Source organism: Caenimonas sedimenti, from assembly GCF_007833165.1.
GTDB lineage: Bacteria > Pseudomonadota > Gammaproteobacteria > Burkholderiales > Burkholderiaceae_C > Ramlibacter > Ramlibacter sedimenti.
In genome coordinates this window covers 47,631-65,138 of record NZ_VOBQ01000024.1, presented here as the reverse complement: position 1 = coordinate 65,138, position 17,508 = coordinate 47,631, and the positions used below count along the sequence as shown (strand labels likewise).

Sequence of the window (17,508 nt, the reverse complement as noted above, 5' to 3'; positions counted from 1 at the left end):
TGTTCAGGCCCGCTTCAGGCTCTGGTTCTTCAGCGGCAGGTCGCGGATGCGCTTGCCGGTGGCCGCGAAGATCGCATTCAGCACGGCCGGCGCGGCCACGGCGATCGTCGGCTCGCCGACGCCGCCCCAGAAGCCGCCGCTGGGCATGACGATGGTCTCCACCTTGGGCATGTGCCGCATCTGCACCACCGGGTAGGTGCTGAAGTTGTCCTGCTCGATGCGGCCGTCCTTCAGCGTGCACTCGCCGAAGAGTGCGGCCGACAGCCCGTAGGCGAACGAGCCTTCGACCTGGGCCTCGATCTGCTGCGGATTCACGGCATGGCCCGGGTCAGTCGCGGCGACGATGCGGTGGATCTTCAGCTCCCCTTCCGCATTCACCGAAACCTCGGCGCACGCGGCGACGTAGCTGCCGAAGCCCATGGTCTGCGCCAGGCCGCGGAAGACCTTCTGCCCGTTGACGTCGGGCGCGGGCCGGCCCCAGCCCGATCTCTCGGCCACGGCATTGAGCACACCCAGGTGCTTGGGATGGCTCGCCATCAGCTTGCGGCGCAGCGCGAGCGGATCCTGCCCGAGGGCCGCGGCCACTTCATCGACGAAACACTCGAGGTAGATCGCGTTCTGGTTCAGGTTGACGCCGCGCCAGAAGCCCGGCGGCACGGGCGGGTTGCGCATCGCGTGGTCCACCAGCAGGTTCGGGAAGCTGTAGCCGATCGAAGCCTCCGGCCCGGGCGAGTTCAGCCCCTGGAATTGCACGGGATCGAGCCCGTTGCGGATGTTCTGCGGGAACACGCCTGCCAGGATCGACTGGCCGGAGATGCGCATGTGCAGCGCCGTCACGTTGCCCTGCGCGTCCACGCCGGCCCGCAGTTTGCACTGGGTGACGGGATGGAAGCGGCCGTGCAGCATGTCTTCCTCGCGCGACCAGAGCAGCTTGACCGGCACGCCGGGCATCTGTTTGGCGATCTCGACGGATTGGCGCACCCAGTCGTGGATGGCGCCGCGGCGGCCGAAGCCACCGCCCAGGTGCAGCTTGTAGACCTCGCACTTGTCGGCCGGCAGACCCGAAGCTTCGCTGGCGGCCGCGAGCGCGGCTTCGCCGTTCTGCGTGGGCGTCCAGACTTCGCAGCGCTCCGGCGTGTAGCGGGCCGTCGCGTTCATCGGCTCCATCGTCGCGTGGTTCTGGTGCGGATAGGAATACACCGCTTCGATCACACGCGAGGCGGAGGCCAGCGCGGCTTTCGCATCGCCGTTCTGGTTGCCCACGGCCGCGTCCGGGGCGTCCAGGCCCGCCTTGAGCATGGCCGCCACCGTGGCACTGGATTCCTTGGCGTTGGGCCCCAGGTCCCATTCGATCGGCAACGCGTCCAGGGCGGTCTTGGCGCGCCACCAGGTGTCGGCCACCACGGCCACGGCGCTGTCGCCGACCCGGACCACCTTCTTCACGCCCGGCCGCCGCTCGATGGCGGCGGCGTTGAAGCTCTTCACCTTGCCGCCGAAGACGGGGCAGTCCTTGATGGCGGCGTTCAGCATGCCCGGCATCTGGAGATCCGCGCCGTAGATCTGCTTGCCGGTGACCTTTTCGACGGTGTCCAGCCGGGCCATGCGCTTGCCGACCAGCTTCCAGTCCTTGGGGTCCTTCAGCGGCACGTCGGCGGGAGGGGTCAGCTTGCCGGCGGCGTCCGCCAGCTTTCCATAGGTCAGCGTGCGGCCGCTCGGTGCGTGTGTCACCACGCTGTTGGCGGCCCGGCATTCGGCCACCGGCACCTTCCATTCATTGGCCGCGGCCTGCACCAGCATCACGCGGGCGGCAGCGCCGCCCTTGCGCACGTAGTCGTGCGACTCGCGGATGCCGCGGCTGCCGCCGGTCGAGTAGTTGCCCCACACGCGCTTGCGCGCCAGGTTCGCGCCAGGCGTCGGGTACTCGGTGGTCACCTTGGCCCAGTTGCATTCCAGTTCCTCGGCGGCCAGTTGCGCCAGGCCCGTCAGCGTGCCCTGGCCCATCTCGGAGCGGGCGATGCGGATGATCACCGTGTCGTCGGGCTTCACGACCACCCAGGCGTTGATTTCGGGCGCCATGGCCTGCGCGGTGGCCGTCCCGGCGAATGGGATGTGGAAGCCGATCACCAGGCCTGCGCCTGCCGAAACCTTCAGGAAACCGCGACGGTCGATCGAGGAGGGGACGGCGCTCACGTGACGCTCCCATCGGCGTGCTGGATGGCCAGGCCCGCGCTGCGCGTACTGCCTTGCACCGCCGCCTTGATGCCCGCACGGACGCGGTTGTACGTGCCGCAGCGGCAGATGTTGCTCATCGCGTCGTCGATGTCGGCATCGGTCGGATTGGGCTTGGCCTTCAGCAGGGCCGCCGCGGCCATGAGCATCCCGCTCTGGCAGTAGCCGCATTGCGGGACGTCGAGCGCGACCCAGGCCTTCTGCAAGGGGTGGGAGCCGTCGCGCGACAGGCCCTCGATGGTCACGATCTTTTCTTCGGGGCCGACCGTGGAGACCGGCCGCACGCAGCTGCGCGTGGGAACGCCGTCCAGGTGCACTGTGCAGGAGCCGCAGGCAGCGATGCCGCAGCCGTACTTGGTGCCGGTCAGGCCCAGCTGCTCCCGCAGCACCCACAGCAGGGGCGTGTCCCCCTCCGCGTCGAATTCGCGCACCGCGCCGTTCACGTTGAGTTTCGCCATGCCCCTTGGTCCTTCTCTGCTGGGTGGATGAGCCGTCGCGCATGGTACGCGCGGCCCGCGAACCTTGCAGGAGGGTTTGCAGCAGAGGCAATTCGACCGCGTGGGCGGCCGGCGAATCAGGGGAGCAGGACGGGAATTGGCGCCTGGGCCTGCGCGGCGACCGGCGTGAGGACGCGGCGCGCGCCGTCGAACCGGCGATCCCAATACGAGTTGCCCATGTCTTCGACGCGCACCTGCGCACCAGGCTTGGGCGAATGAATGAATTTGTTGTCGCCGACGTAGATGCCCACGTGGCTGAAAGTGCGCTTCATGGTGTTGAAGAACACCAGGTCGCCAGGCTGCAGTTCGCGCCGCTCGATCTTCTGCGTGGCGGCGGCCTGCTCGTTGGCGCGCCGCGGCAGCACCAGGCCCACGGTCTGTTCGAACATGGCTTTCACGAAGCCACTGCAATCGAAGCCGGTATCGATCGAGTTGCCGCCACGCCGGTAAGGGACACCCAGGAAGCCCATGGCGGAGACGACCAGGTCGGATGCGCGATGCGCCACCGTGCCAGCCTGTTCGACCACCCGGTCCGTGACCGAATGGCGAACCTGGTCCAGGCGGTCCAGAAAGCCCTTTTCCGCCATGAAGCGTCCCACGTCGTCTTCGGCCGAAGTCGCGGGCGCTGCCTGTGCGCCGGCGCACCAGGCGAGCAGGGCAATGCTGAGCCAACGGGTCATGGAGGCGGAGCTTAGCCGGTTCGGCATTGAGAAGTCAAGCGAAGATTCGCGGGCAAACTGTTGATCTGTATGGAAATTTGGAAAGATTCTGGGGACCGAACCCCGCGCGACCGGCCAATGAGGAAGAATCCGGCCATGCGATACACCCGCTTTCTGGCCGCCGCCATTGTGGCAGTTCTCACGAATCCCTCTGCCTGGGCCCAGGCCTGGCGCACGGAGACCATCGCCTCCGGCCTGGAGAATCCGTGGGCGGTGGCCTTCCTGCCGCAAGGCCGCTTCCTCGTGACCGAACGCCCGGGCCGCATGCGCGTCGTCGAAGCGGACGGCAGGCTGGGGAAGCCGTTGGCCGGCGTGCCCGAGGTCGTGGCGCGGGGCCAGGGCGGCCTGCTGGACGTGGTGCTGGACTCCGGGTTCGACCGCAACCGCGAGCTGTACTTCTGTTTCTCGGAGCCCGGCGCCGGCGGAAACAGCACGGCCCTGGCGCGCGCGAAGCTTTCGGACGACTTGAGCCGGCTGGAGAACGTGCGGGTCATCTTCAGCGGCAAGCCGAAGGTGGAAAGCAGCCACCACTTCGGCTGCCGGATCGTGGAAACGCGCGACGGACATCTGTTCCTGACGCTCGGCGACCGCTACTCGCGCATGCGCGACGCGCAGACGCTGGACACGCACCACGGCAAGGTGGTGCGCATCCAGAAGGACGGCACGGCGCCCAGGGACAACCCCTTCGTGGGCCGGGCCGGCGCGCTGCCGGAGATCTGGAGCTACGGCCACCGCAACATGCAGGGCGCCGCGCTGGGGCCGGACGGCGCGCTCTGGACCCATGAGCATGGCCCGCAGGGCGGCGACGAAATCAACATCGCGCGCGCCGGGCGCAACCATGGCTGGCCCGTGATCACCTATGGCGAGAACTATGGCGGCGGCAAGATCGGCGAGGGCATCACCGAACGCGCCGGCCTGGAGCAGCCGCTGAAATACTGGGTGCCGTCCATCGCGCCATCGGGCATGGCCTTCCTCACCAGCGACAAATATGGCGCGGCGGCCCGCGGCAACCTGTTCGTCGGCTCGTTGAAGTTCGGCTACCTGGCCCGGCTGGAGCTTGCCGAGGGGAAGGTCGTGCGCGAGCACAAGCTGCTGGAGGGCGTGGGCCGCGTCCGCGACGTGCGCCAAAGCCCCGACGGCTGGCTCTACGTCGTCACCGACAGCGCGCAAGGGCAGTTGCTCCGGTTGCGGCAGTGACTTGCGGCGGGATAATCCCCCCATGCTGATGCAAGCCGACGAATGCCAATTGGTGCTGGTGGACTACCAGCAGCGCCTGATGCCCTCCATCCACGCAGGCGCCGAAGCCGTCGCCAATGCCGTGCGGCTGGCACGAATCGCGCAGTTGCTGGAGGTCCCGTTCTGGGCCACCGAAGAGAACCCCGCAGGGCTGGGCGGCACCGTCGCTGATTTGCAGCCGCTGGTGGCCGGCCGCGTGCTGTCGAAGATCGCCTTCGACGGCTCGAGCGTGCTCATCCCCAAGCTGCGCCCGGCGGCGAAGGCAGGCCAAGGCGGGCAGGGCGGCAACGCGCGCAGCCTGCCCAAGCACCTGCAAAAGGCGGTGCCGCCGCCCGCCCCAGGGCGCGAGAGCATCGTCCTGGCCGGCTGCGAGGCGCACGTCTGCCTGCTGCAAACCGCGCTCGGCCTGCTCGAGGAAGAGTTCGAGGTCTGGGTCGTCACCGACGCCTGCAGCTCGCGCACCGAGCGCAGCCGTGACGCCGCCTTCGACCGCCTGGCCGGCGCCGGCGCGGAACTGGTGACGACCGAGATGGTGGCCTTCGAATGGCTGCAAGATGCGGAACACCCGCGGTTCAAGGACGTGCTGGCACTGGTCAAATAGTCATTGGCGGGACAGTCCGGCGTCAGTTCCTCGCAAAGTCGCGCGACAACAATCGCGGCGCCCCGTACCAGGAGACAAGAGGCATGACGAACTACGCCGACTTCCATCGCCGCTCGCTCACGGACCGCGACGCGTTCTGGGCCGAGCAGGCCCGGCTGATCGACTGGAAGACGCGGCCCGCGACCATCTGCGACGCGAGCCGCCCGCCCTTCGTGCACTGGTTCGCCGGCGGCACCACCAACCTTTGCCACAACGCGGTGGACCGGCACCTGAAGGACCGCGCGGACCAGGCGTCGCTGATCTATGTTTCCACGGAGACGAACCAGGAGAAGGTCTACACCTTCCGGGAACTGCACGCGGAAGTGCAGAAGATGGCCGCGGTGCTGCTGTCGCTCGGGGTCGCCCGGGGCGATCGCGTCCTGATCTACATGCCGATGATCGCGGAGGCCGCCTTCGCGATGCTAGCCTGCGCCCGCATCGGCGCGATCCATTCGGTGGTGTTCGGGGGGTTCGCATCGGTGTCGCTGGCCTCGCGCATCGAAGACTTCACGCCGTCGGTGATCGTGAGCGCCGACGCGGGGTCGAGGGCCGGCAAGGTGCTGGCGTACAAGCCGCTGCTGGACGAAGCGATCCGGTTGTCCGCGCACAAGCCGGCATCGCTCCTGCTGGTCGACCGCGGCCTGGCGCCGATGGAAAGGTCGCCTGGCCGCGACCACGACTGGGCCGAGCTCGCGCAACGCCATGCCGACGTGCAAGTGCCTTGCGTGTGGCTGGATTCCACGGACATCAGCTACACCATCTACACCAGTGGAACCACGGGCCGTCCCAAGGGTGTGCAACGCGACGTCGGCGGCTACGCGGTGGCCCTGGCGGCCAGCATGAAGCACATCTTCCTCGGCGAACCGGGCGAGACGTATTTCTCCACCAGCGATATCGGCTGGGTCGTGGGCCACAGCTACATCGTCTACGGTCCGCTGATCGCCGGCATGGCGACCATCATGTACGAGGGCCTGCCGATCCGGCCCGACGCCGGCATCTGGTGGAGCCTGGTCGAAAAGTACAAGGTCACGTCGATGTTCAGCGCGCCGACCGCGGTGCGCGTGCTGAAGAAGCAGGATCCGGCATTCCTGAAGAAGTACGACCTGTCCAGCCTGAAGGCGCTGTTCCTGGCGGGCGAGCCGCTGGACGAGCCGACCGCGCGCTGGATCAGCGACGGGCTGGGCGTGCCCATCATCGACAACTACTGGCAGACCGAGAGCGGCTGGCCCATCCTCACCATCGCCAACGGCGTGGAAAAGCAGGCCAGCAAATTCGGCAGCCCGGGCGTGCCCATGTATGGCTACGACGTGAAGATCGTGCATGAGTCCACCGGCGAGGAATTGACCGAGCCCGACCAGAAGGGCGTGGTCGTGATCGCCGGTCCCACGCCGCCGGGGTTCATGCAGACGGTGTGGCGCGACGACGAGCGCTTCGTCAGCACCTACTGGTCCAGCATTCCCGGGCAGCAGGTCTACAGCACCTTCGACTGGGGCATCCGCGACAAGGACGGCTACTTCTACATCCTCGGCCGCACCGACGACGTGATCAACGTGGCGGGGCACCGGCTCGGCACGCGCGAGATCGAGGAGAGCATCTCGAGCCATCCGAACGTGGCCGAAGTCGCGGTCGTCGGCGTCGCCGACCCGCTCAAGGGCCAGGTCGCGATGGCTTTCGTCGTCATCCGGGACACCACGGCCGTCCATGACGACGCCGCGCGCCTGAAGCTCGAAGGCGACATCATGAAAGTGGTCGACGACCAGCTGGGCGCCGTCGCGCGGCCGGCGCGGGTGCGCTTCGTGACGCTGCTGCCCAAGACGCGCAGCGGGAAGCTCCTGCGCCGCGCGATCCAGGCGGTGTGCGAAGGGCGTGACCCCGGTGACCTGACCACCATCGAGGATCCATCAGCGCTGCAACAGATCAAGGACCTATTGGCCTAGCCCCATGCGAACCATCGCCATTTCTCTCGACAAAAGCGGGCAATCGCGCTTGCGTGCCCATCCCCTGCTGGAGCAAGTGCTTCGCACCATGGTTCCTTCGGCGAGCCCCGACTTCGAGAAGGCCTACAGTGACGTCAGGCACTGGTGGATCGAGGTGGACGAGACCGGACTCCCGCAACGCGAAATCGGCTTCAGCATCAGCGAGCAGGCCATCGTCGCGGGCCCGCTCGGCAGGAACATGGGTTTCTGGACGGACTCGCCCATGCTCTTCGACGACCCTTCCTACGAGGAGGTTTCCCCCCAGGCGTTCGAGGATGAGTGGGCCGCGTTTCTCGGAGAGTGGGAAAGGAACCGGCCCAGTGCGAGCTGAGCGGCCGACTCAGCCCGCTTTCCGCGCCACCACGAGGAAACCTTCCACCGGCGCGCGGTCTTCCTCGCGCACGGTGACGGATTCGATCTCCACCTCGGCGAACCCCGCCGCCTTGCACTGCGCCTCCACTGCGGCGCGCTGGTGCGCGTAGCGCAGCGAGGAACGCAGGACCATGTCGGGCTCGCCTTCGGCGGCGCTCTCGCACGAGAGCACCAGCCGGCCGCCCGGCTTGAGGATCCGGTGCGCGTCCTTGACGGCGATTTCCAGGGCGCCCGCGTAGATGAAGACGTCCAGCGCCGCGATGACGTCATAGAGCGCTTCGGGCGTGGCTTCGAGCGCCTCCAGCAGGTCGACCTGGTGGAACTTGTCGTAGACGTTGCGGCGGACGGCCTGGTCGATCATCGGCCGTGACAGGTCGACGCCGACCATCGCCCCGTTGATGCGGCCCAGGTAAACGCCGAGCAGGCCGGTCCCGCAACCGAGGTCGAGCACGTTGAGCTTGCGGTCGGGGTACCACTGCAGCACGCGGCTGGCGGCGAGCTCGGGCAGCTTGTACTTGAGCGTGCCCATGACATGCTGTTCGTACAGGTCGGCGAAGCCGTCATAGAGATGGGTGACCATCTCGGCCGGCTGGTGCTGCGGCGTTTCGCCCTGTGCCACCGCGGCCCAGAACTGGAACGTCGTGTTCGCAGGGTCCGCCGCCAGCAAAGCCGCGGCGTCCTGTTGCGCTGCGGCGTTGTCATCCATCGCCAGCGCGGTCTGCAGCCGGCCCAGGCGGGCATCCGTGTCTTCCGGTTTCGCCTGCAGGATGGCGGAGTACGCCGCCAGGGCTTCCGCATGACGGTGCTTCATCCGAAGGTCGCGCGCGACCAGCCGCTTGATCGCGATGTTGTCCGGGCTCAGCACGGCAGCGCGCGTGAGCCAGGCGAGCGCCAGGTCCAGGTGCTGGGCGCGATGGGCCACGTCGATCACGCGGGCCAGCAGCGCCGGGTTGTCGCCATCGAGCTGCACGGCCTTTTCAGCCATCGCGATGGCTTCGGTGAACTGGTTCGCGCGCGCCAGTGCCAGCGCGAGCTCGGTCACGGCGACGCTCCAGGCGGGGGCTGCCTCGACAGCGCGGCGCGCGGCATCGACGCCGCCCTTGGCGTTGCCGGAGGCTTCGGCGAGCCGCGATCCCATGAGGTAGATGCGGGCGTCACCCGGCGCCTGGCGCACCAGCACGTTGAGCTGCTGGGCCGCCTCGGCGAGCTGGCGGCGCGCGATCATCTGCTCGATGGCGGTCAGTGGGGCGACAAGCGCGTCGGTGGGTGGGGAGACAGCGTTCATGGGAGAGGCGGCAAAGGCAGGGAAGGGGCGGCCGGCCCGGTGGGCGGCGAGAAGCTGGCGATTATCCCCGAACCGCCATGGTGGCTCCGCCCCGGCTGGCGGCATGCACCGTTCGGTGGCACAATCGCGACCGCAACAAGGCCCTTCCTGCCACAGTCGCATCCGCCAACCGGTTCAGCCGTGCCGCGGAAGGTTTCCACAACCAGCTTGTGTCTCCTCCAGGGAGACGGAAAGTAGCGCAACGATGAGTGAGTCCAGCTCCGTCTACACGGCGTACCAGGGCAATTCCTATCTCTTCGGCGGCAACGCCCCGTATGTCGAGGAGATGTACGAGAACTACCTCGCCAATCCCGGCAGCGTGCCCGAGATGTGGCGCGACTACTTCGACGCCCTGCAGAACGTGCCCGCCGTCGACGGCAGCAATGCCAAGGACGTCCCGCACCTTCCCGTCGTCAACGCCTTCGCCGAGCGCGCCAAGCAGGGCGGCACCAAGGTGGTGGTCGCGGCCGGCGCCGATTCCGAGATGGGGCGCAAGCGCACCGCCGTGCAGCAGCTCATCGCCGCGTACCGCAACGTCGGCGCCCGCTGGGCCGACCTCGATCCGCTGAAACGCGCCGAGCGCGAAAAGATCCCCGAGCTGGAGCCGTCGTTCTACGGCTTCGCCGATGCCGACCAGGAAACGGTGTTCAACACCAGCAACACCTTCTTCGGCAAGGAGACGATGTCGCTGCGCGAGCTGATCAACGCGCTGCGCGAAACCTACTGCGGCACCATCGGCGCCGAGTACATGTACATCAGCGACCAGGGCCACAAGCGCTGGTGGCAGCAGAAGCTGGAGTCGATCCGCAGCAAGCCGAACTTCAGCGCCGAGAAGAAGAAGCACATCCTCGACCGCGTCACCGCGGCGGAAGGCCTCGAGCGCTTCCTCCACACCAAGTACGTCGGCCAGAAGCGCTTCTCGCTCGAAGGCGGCGAGAGCTTCATCGCCTCGATGGACGAACTGATCCAGCAGGCCGGCGCCAAGGGCGTGCAGGAGATCGTGATCGGCATGGCGCACCGCGGCCGGCTGAACGTGCTGGTCAACACCCTGGGCAAGATGCCGAAGGACCTGTTCGCCGAGTTCGAGCACACCGCGCAGGAAGACCTGCCGGCGGGCGACGTCAAGTACCACCAGGGCTTCAGCTCCGACGTGAGCACGCCTGGCGGGCCGGTCCACCTCACGCTGGCCTTCAACCCGTCGCACCTGGAGATCGTGAACCCGGTGGTCGAGGGCTCCGTGCGGGCCCGGATGGACCGCCGCGCCGACCCGCAAGGCAAGCAGGTGCTGCCGGTGCAGGTGCACGGCGACGCCGCCTTTGCCGGCCAGGGCGTCGTGATGGAGACGCTGGCGCTGTCCGAGACCCGCGGCTACTTCACCGGCGGCTCCGTCCACATCGTCATCAACAACCAGATCGGCTTCACCACCTCGGACCCGCGCGACAGCCGCTCCACGCTGTACTGCACGGACGTCGTGAAGATGATCGAAGCGCCGGTGCTGCACGTGAACGGCGACGACCCGGAAGCCGTGGTGCTGGCGACCCAGCTCGCGCTGGAATACCGCATGGAGTTCGCGAAGGACGTGGTGGTCGACATCGTCTGCTTCCGCAAGCTGGGCCACAACGAGCAGGACACGCCCTCGCTGACCCAGCCCCTGATGTACAAGAAGATCGGCCAGCATCCCGGCACCCGCAAGCTGTACGCGGACAAACTCGCCGCGCAGGGCATGGGCGAGACGCTGGGCGACGACATGGTCAAGAGCTACCGCGCGGCCATGGATGCGGGCAAGCACACCGTGGACCCGGTGCTGACCAACTTCAAGAGCAAGTACGCCGTCGACTGGACGCCGTTCCTCGGCAAGAAGTGGACGGACGCGGCCGATACCGCCATCCCGATGGCGGAGTGGAAGCGCCTGGCCGAGCGCATCACGACCATCCCCGAGACCTTCACGCCGCATCCGCTGGTGAAGAAGGTGCTGGACGACCGTGCGGCCATGGGCCGGGGCGAGGTCAACGTCGACTGGGGCATGGGCGAGCACATGGCTTTCGCCTCGCTGGTGGCCAGCGGCTACCCGGTGCGCCTGTCGGGCGAAGACTGCGGCCGCGGGACCTTCACGCACCGTCATTCGGTGCTGCACGACCAGAAGCGCGAGAAGTTCGACGAAGGCACCTACATTCCGCTGTGCAACGTGGCGGAGGGCCAGGCGCCTTTCGTGGTGATCGACTCCATCCTCTCGGAAGAGGCGGTGCTGGGATTCGAATACGGCTACGCGTCGAATGACCCGAACACGCTGGTCATCTGGGAAGCGCAGTTCGGCGATTTCGTGAACGGCGCCCAGGTCGTCATCGACCAGTTCATCGCCTCCGGCGAGGTGAAGTGGGGCCGCGTCAACGGCATCACGCTGATGCTGCCGCACGGCTACGAAGGCCAGGGCCCCGAGCACAGCTCGGCGCGCCTCGAGCGCTTCATGCAGCTGTCGGCCGACACCAACATGCAGGTGGTGCAGCCCACCACGGCCAGCCAGATCTTCCACCTGCTGCGCCGCCAGATGGTGCGCAACCTGCGCAAGCCCCTGGTGATCATGACGCCCAAGTCCCTGCTGCGGAACAAGGATGCGACGTCGCCGCTGGCGGAATTCACCAAGGGCACGTTCCAGACGGTCATTCCCGAGAACAAGGAGCTGAAGGCCGACAAGGTCAAGCGCCTGCTGGTGTGCTCGGGCAAGGTCTACTACGACCTCGCCAAGAAGCGCGAGGAGAAGGGCGCCGACGACGTCGCCATCATCCGCGTGGAGCAGCTGTATCCGTTCCCGCACAAGGCTTTCGCGGCGGAACTGAAGAAGTACCCCAACCTGGCCGACATCGTGTGGTGCCAGGACGAGCCCCAGAACCAGGGCGCGTGGTTCTTCATCCAGCACAACATCCACGAGAACATGCAGGAAGGCCAGAAGCTCGGCTATGCGGGACGCGCGGCGTCGGCGTCGCCGGCGGTGGGGTATTCGCACCTGCATGCGGAACAGCAAAAAGCGCTTGTGGACGCAGCTTTTGCCAAGCTCAAAGGCTTCGTTCTCACAAAGTAATTAGCGCTCCGTCATCCCCGCGAAGGCGGGGATCCAGGGCTCCCAAAGGATGTCCTGAACGCCCTGGATTCCCGCCTCCGCGGGAATGACGAACCATCGAATCTCAGAGGAACAAGAAATGGCTATCGTTGAAGTGAAGGTCCCGCAGCTGTCCGAATCAGTTGCCGAAGCGACCCTGCTGCAGTGGAAGAAGAAGGCGGGTGACCTGGTCGCCCTGGACGAGATCGTGATCGAGATCGAGACCGACAAGGTCGTGCTCGAAGTGCCCGCGCCCGCGGCCGGCGTGCTGGCCGAGATCCTCGTGGCCGACGGCGGCACGGTGGTGGCCGACCAGCCCATCGCGCGCATCGACACCGAAGGCAAGGCCAGTGCTTCGGCGGCGGCACCGGCCCAGGCCGCTGCGCCGGCTCCGGCAGCCGCGCCAGCGGGCGCCGACAAGTCGGGCGTGGCCATGCCCGCGGCCGCGAAGATCATGGCCGACAACAACCTGCAGCCGGGTTCCGTTGCGGGCACCGGCCGCGATGGCCGCGTGACCAAGGGCGACGTGCTGGGCACGCTGGCCGCCGGCCCGGCGAAGGCCGCGGTCGCTCCGCCGGTGCAAGTGGCTGCCGCGCCGAAGGCGGCGCTGGCCCAGGTGGCGGCGCCCGTCGGCGCGCCGAACCTCGGCGACCGGCCGGAACAGCGCGTGCCCATGAGCCGGCTGCGCGCGCGCATCGCCGAGCGCCTGATCCAGTCGCAGTCGACCAACGCCATCCTGACCACCTTCAACGAGGTCAACATGGCCCCGGTGATGGAGATGCGCAAGCGCTTCCAGGAGAAGTTCGAGAAGGAGCATGGCGTCAAGATCGGCTTCATGTCCTTCTTCGTGAAAGCGGCGGTCCACGCGCTGAAGAAGTACCCGGTGCTGAACGCCAGTGTCGACAACAACGACATCGTCTACCACGGCTACTTCGACATCGGCATCGCGGTGGGTTCGCCGCGCGGCCTGGTGGTGCCCATCCTGCGCAACGCCGACCAGATGTCGTTCGCCGACATCGAGAAGAAGATCGCCGAGTTCGGCCAGAAGGCCAAGGACGGCAAGCTGGGCCTGGACGACCTGGCCGGTGGCACGTTCTCCATCTCCAACGGCGGTGTGTTCGGCTCGATGCTGTCCACCCCCATCATCAACCCGCCGCAGTCGGCCATCCTGGGCGTGCACGCCACCAAGGACCGAGCCGTCGTCGAGAACGGCCAGATCGTGGTGCGCCCGATGAACTACCTCGCCATGTCCTATGACCACCGCATCATCGACGGCCGTGAAGCCGTGCTGGGGCTGGTGGCGATGAAGGAAGCGCTGGAAGATCCAGCTCGCCTGCTTTTTGATATTTAACAAAGAACAAGGACGAGGCCCCGACAAGGGGCCTCGTTATCGTCCGTGACAGCAAAGAATTTTGACGTCGTCGTCATCGGCGGCGGCCCTGGCGGCTACATCGCCGCCATCCGCGCGGCGCAGCTGGGCTTCAACACCGCCTGCATCGACGAGTGGAAGAACAAGGACGGCAAGCCCGCGCCGGGTGGTACCTGCACCAACGTGGGTTGCATTCCCTCCAAGGCGCTGCTGCAGTCCTCCGAGCACTACGAGCACGCGGGCAAGCATTTCGCCGACCACGGCATCGAGGTCAAGGGCCTGGGGCTGGACCTCGCGAAGATGCTGGCGCGCAAGGACACCGTCGTGAAGCAGAACAACGACGGCATCCTGTTCCTGTTCAAGAAGAACAAGATCGCCTTCTTCCACGGCCGCGGTTCGTTCGTGAAGGCGGGCGAGGGCGGCTACGACATCCAGGTGGGCGAAGAGACCCTCACCGGCAAGCACGTCATCGTCGCCACCGGTTCCAACGCCCGGCCGCTGCCGGGTGCACCGTTCGACGAGGAGAACATCCTCTCGAACGACGGCGCGCTGCGCATCCAGGGCGTGCCGAAGAAGCTGGGCCTGATCGGCTCGGGCGTGATCGGCCTGGAGATGGGCTCGGTCTGGCGCCGCCTGGGTTCCGAAGTGACCGTGCTGGAAGCCCTGCCGACCTTCCTGGGCGCGGTGGACGAGCAGATTGCCAAGGAAGCCAAGAAAGCTTTCGACAAGCAAGGCCTGAAAATCGAGCTGGGCGTGAAGGTCGGCGAGATCAAGAACGGCAAGAAGGGCGTCTCGGTTGCCTGGACCAACGCCAAGGGCGAGGCGCAGACACTCGATGTCGACAAGCTGATCGTCTCCATCGGCCGCGTGCCGAACACCACCGGGCTGAACCCGGAAGCGGTGGGCCTGAAGCTCGACGAACGCGGGGCCGTGCTGGTCGATGACCAGTGCCGGACCAACCTGCCGAATGTCTGGGCGGTGGGCGACGTCGTGCGCGGCCCGATGCTCGCGCACAAGGCGGAGGAAGAGGGTGTGGCGGTGGCCGAGCGCATCGCCGGCCAGCACGGCCACGTCAACTTCAACACCATTCCCTGGGTGATTTACACCAGCCCCGAGATCGCGTGGGTCGGCCAGACCGAGCAGCAGCTCAAGGCCGCTGGCGTGAAATACAAGGCCGGCACGTTCCCGTTCATGGCGAACGGGCGGGCACGCGCGCTGGGCGACACCACCGGCATGGTCAAGTTCCTGGCGGACGCCACGACCGACGAGATCCTCGGCGTGCACATCGTCGGGCCCATGGCCAGCGAGCTGATCTCGGAAGCCGTCGTGGCGATGGAGTTCAAGGCGTCGAGCGAGGACATCGCGCGCATCTGCCACGCGCATCCGTCGCTGTCGGAGGCGACCAAGGAAGCGGCGCTCGCCGTCGACAAGCGCACGCTGAACTTCTAAAGCGATCCGCGCAGTGCCTTCGGTTCGCGAAGTCTACGAAGCCGAACTCGCTGCCCGCGGCTACCAGAGCGACCCCGCGCAGCTGCGCGCGGTGGACGCACTGGAGCGCTGCGCGCGCGAATGGGCGGACTTCAAGGAGCAACGCTCCAACCTCTTCAAGAAGCTGATCAACCGGCCGGAGATCCCGCGCGGCGTCTACATGCACGGCGGCGTCGGGCGCGGCAAGAGCTTCCTGATGGACTGCTTCTTCCAGGCCGTGCCGATCGTGCGCAAGACCCGCTTGCACTTCCACGAGTTCATGCGGGAGGTGCACCGCGAGCTTGCGGAACTCCAGGGCACGGTGAACCCGCTGGACGAGCTGGGGGAACGCATGGCGAAGCGCTACCGGTTGATCTGCTTCGACGAGTTCCACGTCGCCGACATCACCGACGCGATGATCCTGCATCGCCTGCTGGATGCACTCTTCGAAAATGGGGTGGGCTTCGTGACCACCTCCAACTTCAAGCCCGATGACCTGTACCCGAACGGGCTGCACCGCGACCGCATCCTGCCCGCCATCGCGCTCCTGAACCAGAAGCTGGAAGTGCTGAGCGTGGACAACGGCGTCGACTACCGGCGTCGCACCATGGAGCAGGTGCGGCTGTACCACACGCCGCTGGGCGCGCAGGCGGATGCGGAGATGAACGACGCGTTCACCCGGCTGGCGGAAAGGCACGATGACGAGGACGCGGTCCTGCACATCGAGCACCGCGAAATCCGGGCGCGCCGCAAGGCGGGCGGCGTGGTGTGGTTCGACTTCCGGACCCTGTGCGGCGGCCCGCGCTCGCAGAACGACTACCTGGAGATCGCCACGCAGTTCCACACCGTGCTGCTGAGCGACGTCCCGAGGATGTCCGTGCGAAATGCCTCGGAAGCGCGGCGCTTTACCTGGCTGGTGGACGTGCTTTACGACCGGCGCGTCAAATTGATCCTGTCGGCCGAGGTCCCGCCGGAGGCGTTGTACGTCGAAGGTCCCCTGGCCCACGAATTTCCCAGGACGGTGTCGCGCCTGAATGAAATGCAGTCCACCGATTTCCTGGCCCTGGAACACCGCACGGTCGATACCCGCCTGACATGAAGCTGCTCCCCCTGCTCCTGCTGGCGCTGGCATTCACGGCGCCGTCCCGGGCGGCCGAAGAGGACGCCTCGCGCGAGCGCGAGCAGATCCGCGCGGCCCGTGCCACCGTCCAGTCGCAGTACGCCGCCGAGGAGCAAGCCTGCCACCGTCGCTTCGCCGTGAACGACTGTCTCGACAAGGCGAAGAAGGTGCGCAACGACGCGCTGGCCGACCTGCGCCGGCAGGAGCTCGCGCTCAATGAGGCATCACGGCGGCGCAAGACTGAGGAGCGCCGGCGCGAGATCGATGAGCGAAGTTCGCCCGAACGGCTGGAGGCCGCCGAAAGGCGCCGCCAGGAAGCCCTGGCCGCGCAGCGCGAGCAAGCCGCCCAGAAGGCGGAGCAGGCCGCGCGCCGGGCGTCCGATGCGGCGGAACGGGCCGCCAAAGCCGCTGGCCGCGAGGTCAAGCCGGTGCCGGCAGCACCAGGGCCCGCTGCTTCGGGCCGCGCGGTCGAACCCCGGGCTGGCGCTCTCCGGACGCCTCAGCCGCAGGGCGGAGAAGCGGCCAGGAACCGGGCGGAGTACGAGGCGCGGATCAAGGACGCGCAGGACCGCAAGGCGCGCATCCTGCAGCGAAAGGCCGAGCGGGCCAAGCCGCCAGCTTCGTCGTTGCCGACGCCCGCTTCCTGACGCTCGGGCTCAGCCGCCCAGCGGCTCGACTTTGACGATCACCAGGGACAAGTTGTCGCCGCCGCCATGGGCGCGCGAGCGCGCTTTCTCGATCAGGAACTCCGTCGCTTCGCGCGGCGAGAGCGACGACAGCACCGAGCCGAGTTCGGCCGGGCTGAAGTAGTGCCAGACGCCGTCGCTGCAGGCCAGCAGCGTGTCGCCGGGCCGCAGTTCCTCGATGAAGTGGATGTCCCCTGGCGGGTCTTCCTCGGCACCCAGGCAGCCCATCAGGATGTTGGACTGGGGGTGGACGTTGGCTTCTTCCTCGGTCAGCTCGCCGCGGTCCACCAGGGTCTGCACGTACGAGTGGTCCATCGTGCGCTTGACCAGCTTGTTGCTGTGGTAATGGTAGATGCGGGAGTCGCCGGCGTGAATCCAGTAGCACTCGCCGTTGGGGTTGATCAGGAAGGCGGCCAGGGTGCTGTGCGGCTCCTGCTCGGAGGAGATGGCCGTCAGCTTGATGACCAGGTGGGCCTCCATCAGGATCTGCTTGAGCACCGACGGCGGGTCGTCGTGGTCGGGCGAATAGCGCTCGAACAGCTGGCGTGCCGTCATCATCACCTGGTCCGAGGCCTTGCGCCCGCCGCTGCGGCCGCCCATGCCGTCCGCCACCACGCCCAGCATGCAGCCGTTCACGCGCGGATGCGACAGGAGCTCGATCTGGTCCTGCTGGTATTCACGGTCACCCTTGTGGATGCCGGTGGAGGCGGTGATTCGGTATCCCTTGGTGCTGGTTGCCATTCGACGTTGGTCCTGGTGCGCGGGCACTTCCCTCGATT

At 67.2% G+C, this 17,508-nt stretch carries 14 protein-coding genes; 9 read left to right on the top strand and 5 right to left on the bottom strand.

The genetic code is table 11. The annotated features are described in order from the left end of the window. Nucleotides 1-3: 3 nt before the first annotated feature. The 3 genes from FN976_RS26050 to FN976_RS26040 all read right to left on the bottom strand — a co-directional run bounded on the left by FN976_RS26050 (nt 4) and on the right by FN976_RS26040 (nt 3,406). Nucleotides 4-2,190, bottom strand: coding sequence for a xanthine dehydrogenase family protein molybdopterin-binding subunit (locus FN976_RS26050; protein ID WP_145896472.1), 2,187 nt, complete (start codon nt 2,188-2,190; stop codon nt 4-6). Further along, a complete protein-coding gene (locus FN976_RS26045; RefSeq protein WP_145896470.1) occupies nt 2,187-2,687 on the bottom strand; it encodes a (2Fe-2S)-binding protein in 501 nt (166 codons plus the stop codon). The genes FN976_RS26050 and FN976_RS26045 overlap by 4 nt, the downstream gene beginning before the upstream one ends. A gap of 116 nt (nt 2,688-2,803) precedes the next feature. Beyond that, a complete protein-coding gene (locus FN976_RS26040; RefSeq protein WP_145896468.1) occupies nt 2,804-3,406 on the bottom strand; it encodes a C40 family peptidase in 603 nt (200 codons plus the stop codon). Nucleotides 3,407-3,541: 135 nt separating this feature from the next. Between FN976_RS26040 and FN976_RS26035 the strand changes: the two genes are divergently transcribed. The 4 genes from FN976_RS26035 to FN976_RS26020 all read left to right on the top strand — a co-directional run bounded on the left by FN976_RS26035 (nt 3,542) and on the right by FN976_RS26020 (nt 7,628). After that, on the top strand, nt 3,542-4,642 hold the full coding sequence (locus tag FN976_RS26035) for a PQQ-dependent sugar dehydrogenase (protein WP_186511199.1): 1,101 nt from the start codon (nt 3,542-3,544) through the stop codon (nt 4,640-4,642). Between the two features lie 22 nt (nt 4,643-4,664). After that, nucleotides 4,665-5,282, top strand: coding sequence for an isochorismatase family protein (locus tag FN976_RS26030; RefSeq protein WP_145896463.1), 618 nt, complete (start codon nt 4,665-4,667; stop codon nt 5,280-5,282). Nucleotides 5,283-5,365: 83 nt separating this feature from the next. Beyond that, nucleotides 5,366-7,258, top strand: coding sequence for a propionate--CoA ligase (locus FN976_RS26025; RefSeq protein WP_145896461.1), 1,893 nt, complete (start codon nt 5,366-5,368; stop codon nt 7,256-7,258). Nucleotides 7,259-7,262: 4 nt separating this feature from the next. Further along, a complete protein-coding gene (locus tag FN976_RS26020; protein ID WP_145896459.1) occupies nt 7,263-7,628 on the top strand; it encodes a hypothetical protein in 366 nt (121 codons plus the stop codon). A gap of 9 nt (nt 7,629-7,637) precedes the next feature. Here the strand turns inward: FN976_RS26020 and FN976_RS26015 are convergent, their stop codons facing one another. After that, entirely contained in the window at nt 7,638-8,954 is a 1,317-nt protein-coding gene (locus FN976_RS26015; protein ID WP_145896457.1) for a methyltransferase domain-containing protein, read from the bottom strand. 244 nt (nt 8,955-9,198) lie between these two features. On the opposite strand from FN976_RS26015, the gene FN976_RS26010 reads away from it, so the two are divergent. From FN976_RS26010 to FN976_RS25990, 5 genes are all read left to right on the top strand, one after another. Beyond that, nucleotides 9,199-12,069: a 2-oxoglutarate dehydrogenase E1 component gene (locus FN976_RS26010; RefSeq protein ID WP_145896455.1), complete on the top strand. Its 2,871-nt coding sequence runs from the start codon at nt 9,199-9,201 to the stop codon at nt 12,067-12,069. A gap of 118 nt (nt 12,070-12,187) precedes the next feature. Next, the gene (gene odhB / locus FN976_RS26005) at nt 12,188-13,438 is read left to right on the top strand and encodes a 2-oxoglutarate dehydrogenase complex dihydrolipoyllysine-residue succinyltransferase (protein WP_145896453.1); all 1,251 of its coding nucleotides are present in this window, start codon (nt 12,188-12,190) and stop codon (nt 13,436-13,438) included. A gap of 45 nt (nt 13,439-13,483) precedes the next feature. Then, nucleotides 13,484-14,905, top strand: coding sequence for a dihydrolipoyl dehydrogenase (lpdA, locus tag FN976_RS26000; protein WP_145896451.1), 1,422 nt, complete (start codon nt 13,484-13,486; stop codon nt 14,903-14,905). Nucleotides 14,906-14,918: 13 nt separating this feature from the next. Further along, nucleotides 14,919-16,022: a cell division protein ZapE gene (zapE, locus tag FN976_RS25995; RefSeq protein WP_145896449.1), complete on the top strand. Its 1,104-nt coding sequence runs from the start codon at nt 14,919-14,921 to the stop codon at nt 16,020-16,022. Next, the gene (locus FN976_RS25990) at nt 16,019-16,690 is read left to right on the top strand and encodes a hypothetical protein (protein WP_145896447.1); all 672 of its coding nucleotides are present in this window, start codon (nt 16,019-16,021) and stop codon (nt 16,688-16,690) included. Before zapE ends, FN976_RS25990 begins: the two co-directional genes overlap by 4 nt. A gap of 9 nt (nt 16,691-16,699) precedes the next feature. Here FN976_RS25990 and FN976_RS25985 read toward each other — a convergent pair whose 3' ends face one another. Next, entirely contained in the window at nt 16,700-17,470 is a 771-nt protein-coding gene (locus tag FN976_RS25985; RefSeq protein WP_145896445.1) for a PP2C family protein-serine/threonine phosphatase, read from the bottom strand. Between the last annotated feature and the right edge of the window lie 38 nt (nt 17,471-17,508).